The sequence below is a fragment of the Lentilactobacillus parabuchneri DSM 5707 = NBRC 107865 genome, from assembly GCF_001435315.1.
Taxonomy (GTDB): domain Bacteria; phylum Bacillota; class Bacilli; order Lactobacillales; family Lactobacillaceae; genus Lentilactobacillus; species Lentilactobacillus parabuchneri.
The window spans coordinates 146,187-161,183 of record NZ_AZGK01000001.1 but is presented as its reverse complement, the minus strand read 5'-3'; the positions used below and the strand labels follow the sequence as shown (position 1 = coordinate 161,183).

Here is a 14,997-nt window from a genome sequence, read left to right as displayed (position 1 = left end):
CTTCATGCATTATTTTGTGGTGTTTTTGGTACTTTTACGATTGCGGTACATATTCCAGGCACCCTTGCCAAACTTTCCGGCAAGTCCTGCTGAAACACCTTTCTTGCCGGTGTCTTTAACCCGCTTAGTCAAGTTTTGGGTCGCACTGTTTAGATCAGAAACACTTTGGCCCAGATCAGCTGCCGCTTGAAACACTGGCGTCACGATATTTAATTTGTCATCAACGTCCTTAACCAGATCATTAGACGTCGCCATAATCTTATCCGTTTGTTTGGCAATGACATCAACGTTACTCGTCATCATCCTGATTGAAGCATTAACTTCAGAAATTGTCCGGCTGACCTTCATTAAGAAGAGGCCGATAAATATAACTAAAAGTAAAAACGCAATTGCGGCGATCAAGCCGGCGATTTGTCCAGCAGTCATCGAAATTCCTCCTTGTGCAACATTTACTTAAGAATAGCATTCCAATAACCATTTGACAATGAAAATGAACGAATGCCGGTTTCAATTCCCCACGGGTTTTGCTAAGATAATGGTATATCCAAAGTGAGGAGCCGCAACCAATATGAAACAAAATTTAACCGTATTAGCCGTCAACTGGCAAAAATATTTAAACATGGTCGACTGGGATCGATTGGCAATGACCATTCTGGAAAAAGTCCTCTTATTAATTCTCTTCTCGATCCTATTTGTGATCCTCAGAAAAATCGGTAAAGACGCCATTAATCATTTTTTCAAACGTTACCGGGCAAAATATGAAAACACCGTCACCGAAAAACGGATTAAAACCTTCCACACCCTGACAATGAATGTGTTGATCTACTGCTTGTGGTTTTTCTGGATCTACTCGATTCTTTCGACAATTGGCGTCCCAGTGGGAACATTGGTGGCGTCAGCGGGAATCTTCAGTCTGGCAATTGGACTTGGTGCCCAAGGATTTGTCACCGACATCGTCAGCGGCTTTTTCATTTTATTGGAACGACAAATTGAGGTTGGCGAATACGTTCAAATTGGCACGATTAAAGGAACGGTCACTGCCGTTGGATTAAGGACCACCCAAGTTGTCGGCGACGATGGCACGTTGAATTTTATTCCCAACCGCACGATTACCACCATCGCCAACATGTCGCGAAACAATATGACAGCAATGATTCAAGTTGGGATATTCCCACAAACGCCAGTCGATCAGGTCATTAAAATTATCCGCAAAGTCAATCAACGGGAGGTGCCAAATTATCCTGATATTATTGGCGACCCTAAAATCATTGGCACGATCAGCTTACCGGATGGCAAGTTGGTCGTTCAAGTCAACATCACAACCAAGAATGGCGCTCAGTATGAAATCTCTCACAGTTTCTTAGCACTTTATCTTACCGAATTAAACCAGGCCGGAATTGAGCTGCCGGCAAGCCCAACAATGGTTGGCCAGCCAAATGTGAAGTAACAAGCAAAATGGATCCAAAGAAAAAAACCGGGGAAAGCAAATCAATTTTCCTCAATTTATTTCTTTGGATCCATTTTTAGCAAGGTCAATGAGTCTCTCCCATACCTCAAATTTTTCTTTTCACCCCAGCTTTTTTCCGTTGAGCAGCTGTTTTTTGGTTGTACACCGGAAGAGCAACGTATCGTTTGGAAAAGTTATGGGCGAGGTAATTAATTTCTTTAAACAACTCACGACGCGTAATAATTCCCTTAAAGTGGTTGTCTGAATCAACGTAGACCAAGAAGTTCTCATCAACTAAGTACCGCATAATCGCTTCAAGATTATCCCGTTCATATATCGTGGGGACATCTGTCTGCATAATTTGTTTCACTTTCATCGATTCCAGTGGCCGACTGGTGATGCCGGTATCTTGAAGCATCAGTTCAGTAATCATAGGCAATGAAACCAAACCCTTAAAGTGATTACTGTTATCGAGCACCGGAATCTTGGCATACTTGACCTTGGTTAAAACCATAAACACATGCTGAAGGTCGTTATTTTCATTAACGGTTGCAACCAGGTCAGCAGGAATTAAAATATCCCGCTGGCTTTCTCTCATGACGGTTTCAATCGGCTTATCAATCATGTAATCGCAAACTCCTTTGTTAAGACGAAAAATGAAACTTCAACTGATCAATCGAAGACAGCTGACGATCATAATATTGAACCTCGTAAGTATCCTGCTTCCCATCAATCACGGCAAACGTACCGCCAATTGGGGCGTATTGACCACGGGGATATGAAATACTGCCGGGATTGACAAACAACATGCCGTCTTCCATCTCAGCCCCTAGTTGATGGGTGTGTCCGAACAAGACAATATCAACCCCCAGACTGCGGCCATATAATTTCAGTGTCAACAAGCCACTATTGACGTTTTGGTGGTGCCCGTGGGTCGTCAAAATGGTGTGGCCGTCAATCGTCGTCAAATCGTGATCGGCAAATGGTTCAAAGTCCATATTTCCTGCCACCAGGTGGAGCTTTGAGATCAACGGATCCCCCTGTTTAAACTCCGAATCACCACAATGAAAAATGCCATCAACTTTACCTTCGTAATGATCGACGATTTTTTGAATAATCTCACGATCGCCGTGGTTATCGCTCACAACAACAATTTTCATTGGTCCCACATCTCCAATAACTTATTCAACAGATTGCGGATTGCGTTTCCCCGGTGACTAATCAAGTTCTTGTCGTGGGTCGACATTTCGGCCAGCGTCTTTTGTGCTTCCGGCACATAAAATAACGGGTCGTACCCAAAGTCATTGTTCCCACGACGGGCACGTAAAATTTCGCCGTTAATGCGTCCTGATGCGACCACTTTGTCGCCCTCGGGAGTTAAATAAACCAATACAGATTCAAAATAAGCGTTTCGATTTTGCTTATTTTGCATTTCCTTTAAGAGTTTGTTATTGTTGGCGTCGTCATCATGATCGCCGGCATAGCGCGCTGAATGAACCCCTGGTTGGCCATCAAGTGCCTGGACCACTAATCCGGAGTCATCGGCAATCACCGCTTGATGGGTGAACTTCATGATCCCAGTTGCCTTTAAAGTTGCGTTCTCTTCAAAAGTTGTGCCGGTTTCCTCAATCTCTGGCACGTTTTCAAAATGTTTTAGTGATTTGATTGATACGCCGGTATCTTTAAAGGCGTCTTCAAATTCAATCACCTTATGTGCGTTTTGAGATGCAATCACAATTGAATCTGGTCGTTTCAAGGTCCATCTCTCCTTTTAAATATCTAAATGAGCAGCGCTAATCGGTTCTCCAAGTAACTGATCGGCAATCTTGGCGAAGTCTTTTGGTTTTCCGGTCGTGAAATATTCGCGGGTTTGTCGGCTCGCCGACCGGTCATTCAACGCATCATGCTGCTGCAGATAATCCAGAACTTGTTGAGCCGTCGCGATTCCGGGATCAACTAACGTAACGTCCGGCCCAACCACATTTTGAATTTCCGTTCGCAATACCGGAAAATGGGTACAGCCCATTACCAGAGTATCTATCGGCTTATCCATGAACCAGGCAAGACGGTTATTGACGGCAGCTTGCGCTTCAACAGTTCCTGCCAGCCCTTCTTCAACCATTGTGACAAATTCCGGACATCCCAGCGATGAAACCTTGGCATGCGGATTAGCCTGCTTGATAAGGCGCTGATAGTCACCCGAGCGAACGGTCCCGTTGGTGGCAATCACGCCAATCTGGCCAGTTTTTGAGACGTTAGCCGCTGAGGTAGCGCCCGGCTGAATCACCCCAATCACGGGGATTGGTAAAATTTTGGTAAGATACTCATACGCCGCTGCAGTCGCGGTGTTACAAGCAATGACAAACATTTTAACATCTTGGGCCAACATATAATCTGCAATGCGCTTTGTTAAAGCTCTGACCACCTCGGATGATTTTTGGCCATACGGTAAGTTGGCTTGATCCCCCACAAAGATGTACGATTCATTAGGGAGGACTTTAGTAATTTCCTTTAAAACGGTAAGCCCGCCGACCCCCGAGTCCATAACGCCAATTGGCCGCTTATCCAACTGAATTCCTTCTTCCCTTGGTACTGTTATATCTATTATCTTTCATAAGAAACATATATTCAACTGACAAATCATGGCAAGTGATTGTAGTATATAATAAGAATATTACATTTTACATTGATGGAGATTAAAAAATGAATAACGACGTATACAAGAATTTTGTTAATGATAGTACAATGAAAAATTTATTGGGACAAGAGTTGATTCGAGATACATTGCTTCCGGAAATCCTGGGAAAAGAAGCTCACGAAATCTCTTATTGGGCGGGTAAACATCTTGCCCGCAACCATCGCTTGGCAACCTACGAAGATTTGGAAACCTTCTTCCAACAGTTCCAGTTTGGGACACTGACACTTTTGAAGCGAGCCGGCAATCAGATCCACTGGCAATTAAGTGGCAAAATTGTTGCCGAACGGCTGACTGCTTTTGATGATCCTGATTTTTATTTGGAATCCGGCTTTATTGCCCAAAGCTGTCAATATATTTTAAATCAACAGGCAGAAGCCGAGATTGAAAAAGAAAACATCAATAAGGGCTTCGTTTTGTTGACGACCTACTTAAGCCCAGACAAACCAAATGATGGCCAGGAGGCTTCTTCAATCTTCGAAATCGTCGAACCGGATCAAACCGATCCAAATGATGACACCCCGAAAAACTAAATTTAAACAAAAAAATACAAGGACCCTCACAAAAACAACTGTTTTGTCGTGGGCCCTTGTATTTTTTCTGAGTCAATGCAAGAACATCTATCGTCTCGTTCTCTGATTCACCCTTTAATTCAAATTAGTCAACGTATTGATCCAGCACTTTTTTCACTTGTGCCTTTGGATGATAGCCAACAATGGTGTCAACGACCTTGCCATCTTTTTTAACTAACAAAGTTGGGATACTCATAATGCCAAATTTTGATAACGTCTCTGGGTTTTTGTCGGCGTCCATCTTACTGAACTTAACATCATTCATTTCTTCGGCCAATTCTTCAATGACCGGAGTCTGCATCCGGCAAGGGCCACACCAAGTTGCCCAAACGTCTGTTAAGGTAACGCCCTCAGCAGTGTCTTGTTCAAAAGTTTGATCCGTTGTTTCTTTAAGCATATCAAACACTCCAATCCTTTAATATATTCATACTAACAACTTTCGGCCAAAAAGCAACCAAATTGCACACAATCATTCTTATTTTAATTTAACAACTGTGGAACCATCTCCACCCGAGTTGGGGGCAGAATAGCCAAAGCTCTTAACTCGAGGATTACGTTTGAGGTATTCAGTCACACCTTTTCGCAAAGCGCCGGTCCCTTTTCCGTGAATAATAGTAACCGATGGATAGCCGGCTAATAACGCCGAATCAATATACCGGTCCACTTCGGTCATCGCTTCTTCATAGCGATGGCCCCTTAAATCCAGTGTTGGCGACATTCCTGCCGAACGTGTTCTGGAAACGTGGGTTTGGTACTGGTTCTTTTCTTTGGTATTTTTAGCAGCCTTCTCCAAATCGGATTCTTCAATCTGCATTTTCAAAATCCCAATTTGAACATCCCAAGTATGATTTTTGTCCCGGCGCAGTAATGTTCCCTGTTGGCCATAGGACTTCACCAAAACGTCGTCGCCAGGATGAAAATCGTGTTTCGCCTTTTCTTTTTTCAATACCTTGTTTCGAGTTAAGTTAGGGGCTGTTTCCAACTTGTTCAATGCCCCTTTGGCATCAATCAATTCATTTTCTTTAACCGCAACTTGACCCACTTTGGCTTGTTTTTCATGAAGATCAGCAATAATTTGATCCGCCTGTTTTTTGGCTTCTTCCACGACTTGATTTGCGCGTTCCTTAGCCTGCTCGGTTAACCGGTCCTTTTGATTCTCATACTTGGTAAATTTGTCCTGCAATTCACTGTGCAATTTAGCAGCCTGCTGAAGTTGTGTGTTGAGTTCGTCAGCTTCGTCGTGAGCCCGCTTAGTTTGTGCTGTAAGCTCTTCAATCATGTTATTGATATCCTGGTTCTCGGTGTCGGTAAATGCCCGTGCCTGGTCAACAATTTGCTTTGACATGCCCAGCTTGCTGACAATGTTTAGTGCGTTACTTTGGCCGGGGATCCCAAGTAAGAACCGATACGTCGGCTGTAATGTGTCGACGTCAAATTCCATTGATGCATTAATAATTCCAGGTCGATTATAAGCAAAGGCTTTTAACTCTGGATAATGGGTCGTAGCAATCAATTCGCAGCCGATCTTATGAAAGGCGTCAATGATGGCCATTGCAAGCGCCGCGCCTTCCTTGGGATCGGTTCCGGCACCTAATTCATCCAAGAGAACCAAACTGTTTTGGCTCACCTGGTTCAAAATTGAAATGATATTGTCCATATGAGACGAGAACGTACTCAAATTGGCTTCAATCGATTGCTCATCTCCGATATCAGCAAAAATATCATCAAAGACCCCAATCTGACTCCCTTCATTGGCGGTAATAAACAAACCCGATTGGGCCATCAATTCCAGTAAGCCGACGGTTTTGATGGTAATCGTTTTACCACCGGTGTTTGGCCCGGTCACAATGATGGCATGATATTGATCACCGATTTCAATATCATTGGCGACCACCTTATCACGTGGAATCAACGGGTGGCGTGCCTGACGCAGCTTCACCACATTATCGGCGGACACCTTTGGTTCGATGCTGCCTGTTTGGTGGGCCAACTTGGCCTTGGCATTCACAAAATCCAATTGGCCAATGAGATCCATATTCGCTAATAAATCATCCCGATGGGGTCGAATTAAGTTGGTGAGTTCACCGAGGATCCGGCGAACCTCAGCCCGCTCGGCCAACTGATCGCGTCTCAGTTGATTATTCATTTCAACAACCGTATTCGGTTCAACGTAAAGCGTTTGGCCGGATGCACTTTGATCATGAATAATCCCACCGAAGCGTTGTTTATATTCGGCCTTGATTGGCAGCACAAACCGACCATCACGGACCGTGATAATCGGTTCGCTCAGGTATTTGGCGTCAGATCCCTTAATAAACTTTCCCATTCTCGAACGAATGTTACCTTGGGTAGCTGAAATCGATTTTCTGATTGCGCGCAGTTCCGATGAAGCGCCGTCAAGAACCCGGCCATCATCGTCAATAGAAGACAGCATCCGTCTGGTCACGTCCGGCAGCAATGTCAACCGATTGACAATTTGTGGCAATACCTTGAGTGCAACGTCTTCTTCCTGTAAATCAGCAAAAAAATCAGACACGACTTGAACCGCCCGTAAAAGCTTGGTAATTTGGGCCAATTCCGTTCCACCTAAGGAGGCATTTTCGATTCTTAACCGTTTCATATATGGCGAAATTTCGGTCAGCTTGGGGATCGGAATTTCACCTTTAAGCCGGACAATATCAGCCCCATCAGTAGTCTGTGCCAATCGCTGATTGACCTGGTCGACTGATGCACTGGGTGTTAATTGCCCAACAATTTCGTTTCCACGATCAGTTGCTAAAAATTTTGTAAGCTGCTCTTTAATTTTTCCGTATTCTAATGTTTCTAAGACTTTATCGTTCATACATTAACCTCACTGGAATTTTCATCCCAAATCTGAATCATCTTATCTGAAAGAAGTGGCGTTTTTTTCACAATCCACTGGGAAATGCTTGAGTCTTGGTATTGCTCGTGAATGGTTTGACTGGGAAAGATCAATAATATATTCAGGAGAATAAAGATCACCAGATATTTGATGATCAAGTTGGCAACCCCTCCAAGCAGCGAATTTAATTGGTGAATAATCGGCAGCTTGGTAATCGGTGTAATGATATCACGCAAAAGCCTGACAATCTGCCAGACCAAGCCAAATAACAGTACGAACACGATCCACTTAATAATTCCTGATGTGGATTGAGCCGAACTTGTTTGACCGATTAAACCATTAATAAAATCCGCAACCGGCGTGGTATACAGGACGCTCACAAATGTCGCAACGACAAACCCAACCAAATGGAGAATCTCGACAACAAAGCCCCGTCGTAATCCACTTAGCAAGCCAAATCCCAAAATCAAAATGATTCCAATGGTAAAAACCATTTTAAAGACCTTCTTTACTGTTGTGTGCAGCTTTTTGAACATCAAATTGTTTGGAAATTGCGTTAAATGCAATTAAAATCGCCCGTTGTTCTTCTGTTGAGCTCGGCATCGCTTCTTTAAGCTGATTCAGTTGTTCGTTCAATAAATCGGTCACTGCCTGCATATGGTCCACAGTTCCGTTACCGACTAGTACATAATCTTTTCCATCGATGGTTGCTTTGAACCGTCGCTTTTCATTCTCAGACATTTCGTCACATCCTAATTTCTCTCAATTAAAAACTGAATGCGGGACAAATAGTGGTCAGCTTCCAGAATATAAGTGAATTAGCCAAACATCCTGGACTTGGATGATTGGCTAATTCACAAATACGGCCGAAAACTGCTATTTGGCGCACGATTCAGCTAAGTAACATTTAAGCTAAAAAGAGGTTGGAGCAAAACTTTTAGTTTTGTCCGACCTCTTTCCCCTTCGCTGATGACCATGCTAATTATTGATCGTTGTCACCGTCGTCAGTTTCATCGTCACCATCTTTACCCAAGAAAGTGTTCAAAACGGATTCGATCATATCCCATTCTTTATCGGTTTCGATTGCTTGCAGTTCGCCGCCTTGAGGATCACTCGGATCGTCGCCCTTTGGCAATGCGTATGCTTGAATTTCAACTTCTTCGTCTTCACCCTTACCGTGTGGGTAGATTAAGATGTAAGAACGATCAAAGTCCTCTGACTTAAATGTAAATAAGACATCGAATAAAGTTTCTTCACCGTTTTCATCGACTAATGTGATTTGTTGTTGTACTGGTTCTTGGTCTGCCATAATTGTTTACCTCGCTATATTTTTGTTAATTTACCATTGCGGTCCAAATAATTCTGAAGTATCAAGCCCGCTGCCAATTTATCGATCACCTTTTTGCGTTTGGCTCGAGAAACGTCTGCTTCTTCAGTCAGCATCCGCTGAGCCTCAACAGTGGTCAATCGTTCATCTTCGAAATCAACCGGAAGATGAAACATCTCTTCGAGGCGCTTACCATATTGTTCAGATGCTTCTGCCCTGGGCCCGAGAGAATTATTCATATTCTTCGGGAGACCAACGACAAAACCATCAACTTGATACTTCTCGACTAACTCCGAAACCCGGTCTAAACCGAATTCCTTGTTGTCTTCATCGATCGAAATGATCTCAACTCCCTGTGAGGTCCAACCTAATTGGTCGCTGATCGCAACTCCGACGGTTTTTGAACCAACATCTAAACCCATTAATCTCATTTTTCACCCTTTTTCGTATCAGTTGGATGATTATCCAAATAGAAACGAACTAATTCTTCGATTATTTCATCACGTTCATGTCTGCGGATAAGGTTACGAGCATCGAGATTACGCGGTATATAAGCGGGGTCGCCTGAAATTAAATAACCAACAATTTGATTATAGGGATTGTACCCTTTTTCTTCGAGCGCTTGATACACAGTCAGTAAGGTCTCACGCACGTCCTTTGGCTGATCTTCATTAAAATTGAAAAACATGGTTTTATCTAACGAACTCATACGATTCACCTCTATGACATACAGTCATTTGTATTAATTTTAACTGATTATAAGTGAAACTACAATCAAGTAGGCGAATGTAACCGACATGTAACCGTGGTGTAATAATTATTTATTTGTTAACCAAGCAACAGCTGCACTCATCGCCTTGTCAAGACCCGATGGATCCTTACCACCGGCTTGGGCCATGTTGGGACGACCGCCGCCGCCACCTTTAATATTACCGGAAATGGATTTAATCAAATCTCCGGCCTTAATTCCGGCTTTCACTTGATCGTCAGCGACAGCCACGATCAAATTGGCCTTTTCACCGCTACCAGTCCCCAGAACCAACACATCAGATAATTTTTTAGAACGCCAAGTGTCAGCCAATTGACGCAACTGATCCATGCCGGCATCCTTAATAATCCCAGTGATAATGCTGTATTTTCCAGCCGTCTTTTTATCATTAAAGACGTTTTGTGCCTGCTGGCCAGCCAATTTTGCTTCAAGTGCTTGTTGTTTTTGGGTCAGTTCTTTGATTTCTGCTTGTAATTGACCAACCCGCTTTGGTGTGTCCTTAATCTGAGTGACCTTTAAATCGCTGGCAATCTGCTTTAATTCTTTATCACGGTCATTTAACAGCTTGAACGCATCTTTGGCAGTTACAGCCTCAATCCGGCGAACCCCAGCCCCAACACCTGATTCGGAAACGATTTTGAATAATCCGATATCACGAGTGTTGGTAACGTGGGTTCCACCACAGAATTCAACTGAGAAGTCACCGACGCTGACAACTCGGACCTTGTCACCGTATTTTTCACTGAACAGGGCAATCGCACCCATCTTCTTACCGGTTTTGGGATCCGTCACGACGGTCGTGACATCAATTTCGTTGAAAATCTGTCTGTTAACCATGTCTTCGACTTTTTGCAAATCCTCATCGGTCACTTGGCCAAAGTGATTAAAGTCAAAGCGCAGGTAGTTAGGCTCTACCAAAGAACCGGCCTGTTGGGTGTGGCCGCCCAGAACATTTCGCAGCGACTGGTCAAGTAAATGAGTGGCAGTATGGTTCTTTTCAACTCGGCTGTGGAACAGCTTGTCAACAATCAAATGATAATGATTGCCCTTCTCAAGCGGCTCCTGCGTCTTAAGGGTGTGAATGTTTTGGCCATTGGGGGCGTGTTGAACGTCAACCACGTCGGCTACCTTGTCGCCTTCTTCATCTAAAATAACCCCACGGTCGGCAACCTGACCACCCATTTCTGCATAAAACGGTGTTTTGTCAAAAATCACTTCAACCGTGCCGCCTTTGGATGTATCAACCAACTTTTCATTTTCGACAATGGCCAATAATTCTGCATTGTCAACGTCTAATGTGTCATACCCAACGTATTCGCTGTGGTCCTTAATTTCAATTAATAAGTCGCGCTGAACGCCCATCGACTTGGCACCGCTTCTTGCCTTCCGTGCCCGATCCTTTTGCTTTTGCATTTCAACTTCAAACCCAGGCTTATCAACCGTTAACCCGGCATCACTGGCTTCTTCTTGAGTCAATTCAACAGGGAATCCGTAAGTATCGTATAACTTGAAGGCGGTTGGGCCGTCAATGACCGTTTGCTGATTGGCTTTGGCATCCTTAACCACTTGATTAAATAATTTAAGACCGTCTGCCAAAGTTTCGTTGAATCGATCCTCTTCGGAACGGACAACCTTTGCGATGTAGTCTTTTTGCTTCAAAACGTCCGGGTAGTAGGATTCAAGCGTTTCGCCAACAACCGGAACCAATTTGTACAGGAAGGCTTCGTTAATGCCCAAGCGCTGGCCATTCACAATCGCCCGTCTAATGAGACGGCGAATGACGTAGCCCCGCCCAACGTTTGAAGGTAAAGCACCATCACCAATCGCCACGGTAATTGCCCGGGCGTGGTCGGCAATAATTCTAAACGCCACATCATCTTTTTTATTGGTATCGTACTTTTTGTGATCACTTAATTCTTCTGTTTTATGAATCATCGGCAAGAATAGGTCGGTTTCAAAGTTGGTTCGTGCATGTTGAAAAATTGAAACCACTCGTTCAAGTCCCATCCCAGTATCAATGTTTTTTCGGGGAAGTGGTTCGTAAGTGTCTTGTGGCGTGTGGTTAAACTGTGAAAAGACAATGTTCCAAACTTCCAGCCAGCGGTCATTTTCACCACCCGGATAGTTTTCCGGATCATCGTCGGCCAAGTTGTCAAAGTCCTTACCCCGGTCATAAAAGATCTCTGAGTCCGGGCCGGATGGGCCTTGGCCAATATCCCAGAAGTTGTCTTCAATTTCGATGATGTGATCAGGAGAAACCCCGACTTTTTCCCAAAACTTCTTCGCATCGGTGTCCTTGGGGTAAACAGTCATATAAAGTTTTTCCTTGTCCCAGCCGAACCACTTTGGCGAAGTCAGCAACTCAAAGGCCCATGCAATCGCTTCTTCTTTGAAGTAGTCACCAACTGAGAAGTTCCCCAACATTTCAAATAATGTGTGGTGGCGAGGGGTTTTCCCAACGTTTTCAATATCATTAGTCCGAATACTCTTTTGAGAGCTTGTCATTCGGGGATTCTTGGGAACAACGGAGCCATCAAAGTATTTCTTCATGGTCGCAACACCCGAGTTGATCCACAGCAACGTCGGATCATCAACCGGAATCAATGATGCACTTGGTTCGATTGTGTGCCCCTTTTCTTGGAAAAAGTCTAAAAACATTTGTCTAATTTGACCACTGCTTAATTCTTTCATACCATTTTCTCCTTTGACAAAATTAAAACACCGTTGCTCACAGAGACGCCGATTGACGCGGTACCACTCTGATTGCAACGATGTTTATCGTTAACCACTTGATCTCTATAACGTAGAGTTGCGTATTACCAATTCAAGATTTAAGAGAGCACTGTTTAATTCAAGTCGCCTTTCACATCAGCCAAGACGTTTCTGAAAAATGAAGTTAAACAGCATATTCTTAACACATTTCAAAGTATACTTTTTTGTGAATGTGGTGTCAATAACCGGTTATTGATAACGTGACGAACTGTTCTTGCGTTGTTTACGTTTTGCACGCGCTTCTTCACGTTTGACAACCCGACGGTCCATCTCGTCTTTTCTAGCAATTGTATTCTTGATCCGTCGTTTGTAGCCGGGCTTGATCTTCTTTTTCTTCTTTTTGATCATACCAATCATGGTTGGGTCAAGCTTATCATGCTTCTTGCGGTGGGTCTTTCGTCGGTTCCGATCGTAGGAATCCACGATTTCACCATTTTTAAGTGCTTTGGGCTTGAAATGAATCCCCATATCTTCTAATTCTTCAACAGCTTTTTCTTCGTCTGGTGAATAAAGGGTAATTGAGGTACCGGACATCCCATTTCGGCCAGTCCGGCCAACTCGGTGAATAAAGAATTCCAAGTCTTCCGTCGGAATATCATCATTGATGACATCGGACACACCTTGGATATCAATCCCCCGGGCGGCTAAATCGGTTGCGACCACAAATTGGAAATCCAGATTTTTTATCCGTTTCATAACCTGCTTACGTTCACGTGGCTTCATCCCACCGTGAATCATTGCCACCTTTAAGCCTTGCCCTTTGAGGTATTCACTGAGCGCTTCCACCCGATCCCGGGTGTTGGCAAAAATCAGTACCAGGTAAGGTTCGCCAATGGTCAACAACTTATAAATAAGCTGATTTTTATCCTGACCCTTTGTGGAAATCAACCAGTTATCAATGGTTGGACTAATAATTGTGGAAACCGGAATCTCTTCAATAAATGGATTAACCATGTATTTTTTGAGGAAAATATTGATCTTTTGAGGAATTGTCGCTGAAAAGACCATCATTTGCACATGCTTACCAAAACTGGCAGCGATATTGTCAACAACATCCAAGAATCCCATATCCAAAGTCATATCCGCTTCATCAATGACTAATTGTGATGCCGTATGAACATCGAGGCCGCCATTTTGAATCAAATCCCAAATTCGACCCGGAGTTCCAATCACCAGTTGAGGCTGATCTTTTTTAATCTTCTTTTCCTGGCGAACTTTATCCGTTCCGCCGACATACGCACCAATCGAAATTGGCTTGTCACTATGCTTTGCCAACTGCTTGGCCGCATCAATAATCTGGTAGGCCAATTCCCGACTGGGGGTGGTAATCACTGCCTGAACCTGATCAACATCCGGGTCCAATTGATTGAAAATTGGCAGTAAAAAGGCGTGGGTCTTACCACTTCCTGTGGCAGATTGGCCCACGACGTCTCGTCCCTGCATGACAACGGGAATCACTTTTTCCTGAACCGGTGTCGGCTCTGTAAAGTTTAACTCCTTTAAGGCTGTCAGCAGGAATGGTTTTAAATTAAAATCTGAAAAATTACTCATATACGCTCCTACTTGTTTTTTGCGACAAGATCATTTAAATCTTTAACAAAATCCTGAATATGTTCTTCTGAATCAACAACCGCACCACTGGCTAATGGGTGTCCACCACCGCCATAGGTTTTGGCAAGTTCATTAATTTCCGGTCCCTTTGACCGTAACCGAATACGGAAGGAGTGGTCCTTTTGTTCGACAAAAATTGCCCAAGAGACGACCTGCTTAATCTTTCCGGGAAGTGGAACCACAGCCGAAGTACTCTCATCGCCCAATTTAAAGGGTTCCAACACTTTATCCGACAACACCAGATACGCAGCCCCGCTGTCTAGAATCGTTAAATTCTCGTAAACGTAAGCCGATAATCTCGCTAATGGAATGTCAATTTCATCTTCAATTTGATTCACGTCACTGGTTGAAAAATCATAGGTTGCCAACTTGGCGGCAACTTCCAGTGTATGTGAAGAGGTTGATGGATACATAAACCGGCCAGTATCCCCAACAATTCCGGCATACAACAAACGAGCCCCTTCTGAAGGCAGGGTCAGTTGATCCTTGTTACTGTCATAAAAGTCATAAATGAGCTCTGACGTACTCGATGCGTCCGGTTCAACCCACATGATATCCCCAAATTGATCATCATTTGGATGGTGGTCAATCTTAATGAGTGCTTTGCCTTTGGTATAACGATCGTCGTCAACCCGCGGCTGGTTGGCCGTGTCGACCACAATCACCAAGGCGTCTTGATATTGCTCGTCGGCGATTTCATCGGTCTTGCCCAACCATTCAAAGCTTTCATACTGTTTGCCGGCACACAAAACCTGCTTGTCGGGAAATGACGCCTTAATCAATTGCGCTAATCCCATTTGGGACCCAATCGCGTCAGGATCCGGGCGTTTATGACGATGGATAATAATTATTTTAAATTTCTTAATTTCGTTAAGGATTTGTTCTTGAATTGCCATATTCATTACTCCATTACTTTATTGTCGAACACTTCAGTATACATT

17 protein-coding genes are annotated in these 14,997 nt (G+C 43.7%); 2 read left to right on the top strand and 15 right to left on the bottom strand.

Annotated elements, in window-relative coordinates; genetic code table 11:
- Positions 1-9 precede the first annotated feature (9 nt).
- The gene (locus tag FC51_RS00875) at positions 10-426 is read right to left on the bottom strand and encodes a DUF948 domain-containing protein (RefSeq protein WP_057909263.1); all 417 of its coding nucleotides are present in this window, start codon (positions 424-426) and stop codon (positions 10-12) included.
- Between the two features lie 142 nt (positions 427-568).
- Here FC51_RS00875 and FC51_RS00870 point away from each other — a divergent pair, with 142 nt between their 5' ends.
- Positions 569-1,447, top strand: coding sequence for a mechanosensitive ion channel family protein (locus FC51_RS00870; protein WP_057909264.1), 879 nt, complete (start codon positions 569-571; stop codon positions 1,445-1,447).
- 106 nt (positions 1,448-1,553) lie between these two features.
- On the opposite strand, the gene cbpB is transcribed toward FC51_RS00870, so the two are convergent.
- The 4 genes from cbpB to murI are packed head-to-tail and all read right to left on the bottom strand — an operon-like array spanning position 1,554 to position 3,992.
- Entirely contained in the window at positions 1,554-2,072 is a 519-nt protein-coding gene (gene cbpB, locus FC51_RS00865; protein ID WP_057909265.1) for a cyclic-di-AMP-binding protein CbpB, read from the bottom strand.
- Between the two features lie 19 nt (positions 2,073-2,091).
- Positions 2,092-2,607: a metallophosphoesterase gene (locus FC51_RS00860; protein ID WP_057909266.1), complete on the bottom strand. Its 516-nt coding sequence runs from the start codon at positions 2,605-2,607 to the stop codon at positions 2,092-2,094.
- The gene (locus tag FC51_RS00855; RefSeq protein WP_057909267.1) at positions 2,604-3,203 is read right to left on the bottom strand and encodes an XTP/dITP diphosphatase; all 600 of its coding nucleotides are present in this window, start codon (positions 3,201-3,203) and stop codon (positions 2,604-2,606) included. The genes FC51_RS00860 and FC51_RS00855 overlap by 4 nt, the downstream gene beginning before the upstream one ends.
- A gap of 15 nt (positions 3,204-3,218) precedes the next feature.
- Positions 3,219-3,992 (bottom strand): glutamate racemase, encoded by a 774-nt coding sequence (murI, locus tag FC51_RS00850; RefSeq protein WP_057909381.1) that lies wholly within the window; start codon positions 3,990-3,992, stop codon positions 3,219-3,221.
- A 158-nt stretch (positions 3,993-4,150) separates the two neighbouring features.
- Here murI and FC51_RS00845 point away from each other — a divergent pair, with 158 nt between their 5' ends.
- Positions 4,151-4,675 (top strand): YslB family protein, encoded by a 525-nt coding sequence (locus FC51_RS00845; protein ID WP_057909268.1) that lies wholly within the window; start codon positions 4,151-4,153, stop codon positions 4,673-4,675.
- A 124-nt stretch (positions 4,676-4,799) separates the two neighbouring features.
- On the opposite strand, the gene trxA is transcribed toward FC51_RS00845, so the two are convergent.
- From trxA to FC51_RS00795, 10 genes are all read right to left on the bottom strand, one after another.
- Positions 4,800-5,111, bottom strand: coding sequence for a thioredoxin (gene trxA / locus FC51_RS00840; protein WP_057909269.1), 312 nt, complete (start codon positions 5,109-5,111; stop codon positions 4,800-4,802).
- A gap of 78 nt (positions 5,112-5,189) precedes the next feature.
- On the bottom strand, positions 5,190-7,556 hold the full coding sequence (locus tag FC51_RS00835; RefSeq protein WP_057911126.1) for an endonuclease MutS2: 2,367 nt from the start codon (positions 7,554-7,556) through the stop codon (positions 5,190-5,192).
- The gene (locus FC51_RS00830; RefSeq protein WP_057909271.1) at positions 7,553-8,071 is read right to left on the bottom strand and encodes a CvpA family protein; all 519 of its coding nucleotides are present in this window, start codon (positions 8,069-8,071) and stop codon (positions 7,553-7,555) included. Before FC51_RS00830 ends, FC51_RS00835 begins: the two co-directional genes overlap by 4 nt.
- Before the next feature lies 1 nt (position 8,072).
- Positions 8,073-8,318 carry a cell division protein ZapA gene (locus FC51_RS00825; protein ID WP_057909272.1) on the bottom strand — a complete coding sequence of 82 codons (246 nt, stop codon included), beginning with the start codon at positions 8,316-8,318 and terminating at the stop codon, positions 8,073-8,075.
- A 241-nt stretch (positions 8,319-8,559) separates the two neighbouring features.
- Positions 8,560-8,886 (bottom strand): DUF1292 domain-containing protein, encoded by a 327-nt coding sequence (locus FC51_RS00820; RefSeq protein WP_057909273.1) that lies wholly within the window; start codon positions 8,884-8,886, stop codon positions 8,560-8,562.
- Positions 8,887-8,900: 14 nt separating this feature from the next.
- Entirely contained in the window at positions 8,901-9,335 is a 435-nt protein-coding gene (gene ruvX / locus FC51_RS00815) for a Holliday junction resolvase RuvX (protein WP_057909274.1), read from the bottom strand.
- Entirely contained in the window at positions 9,332-9,613 is a 282-nt protein-coding gene (locus FC51_RS00810) for an IreB family regulatory phosphoprotein (protein WP_057909275.1), read from the bottom strand. The genes ruvX and FC51_RS00810 overlap by 4 nt, the downstream gene beginning before the upstream one ends.
- Before the next feature lie 108 nt (positions 9,614-9,721).
- Positions 9,722-12,364 carry an alanine--tRNA ligase gene (gene alaS / locus FC51_RS00805; protein WP_057909276.1) on the bottom strand — a complete coding sequence of 881 codons (2,643 nt, stop codon included), beginning with the start codon at positions 12,362-12,364 and terminating at the stop codon, positions 9,722-9,724.
- A 270-nt stretch (positions 12,365-12,634) separates the two neighbouring features.
- Positions 12,635-13,996 carry a DEAD/DEAH box helicase gene (locus FC51_RS00800; RefSeq protein ID WP_057911125.1) on the bottom strand — a complete coding sequence of 454 codons (1,362 nt, stop codon included), beginning with the start codon at positions 13,994-13,996 and terminating at the stop codon, positions 12,635-12,637.
- 8 nt (positions 13,997-14,004) lie between these two features.
- Positions 14,005-14,952, bottom strand: coding sequence for a DHH family phosphoesterase (locus tag FC51_RS00795; protein ID WP_057909278.1), 948 nt, complete (start codon positions 14,950-14,952; stop codon positions 14,005-14,007).
- Positions 14,953-14,997 lie beyond the last annotated feature (45 nt).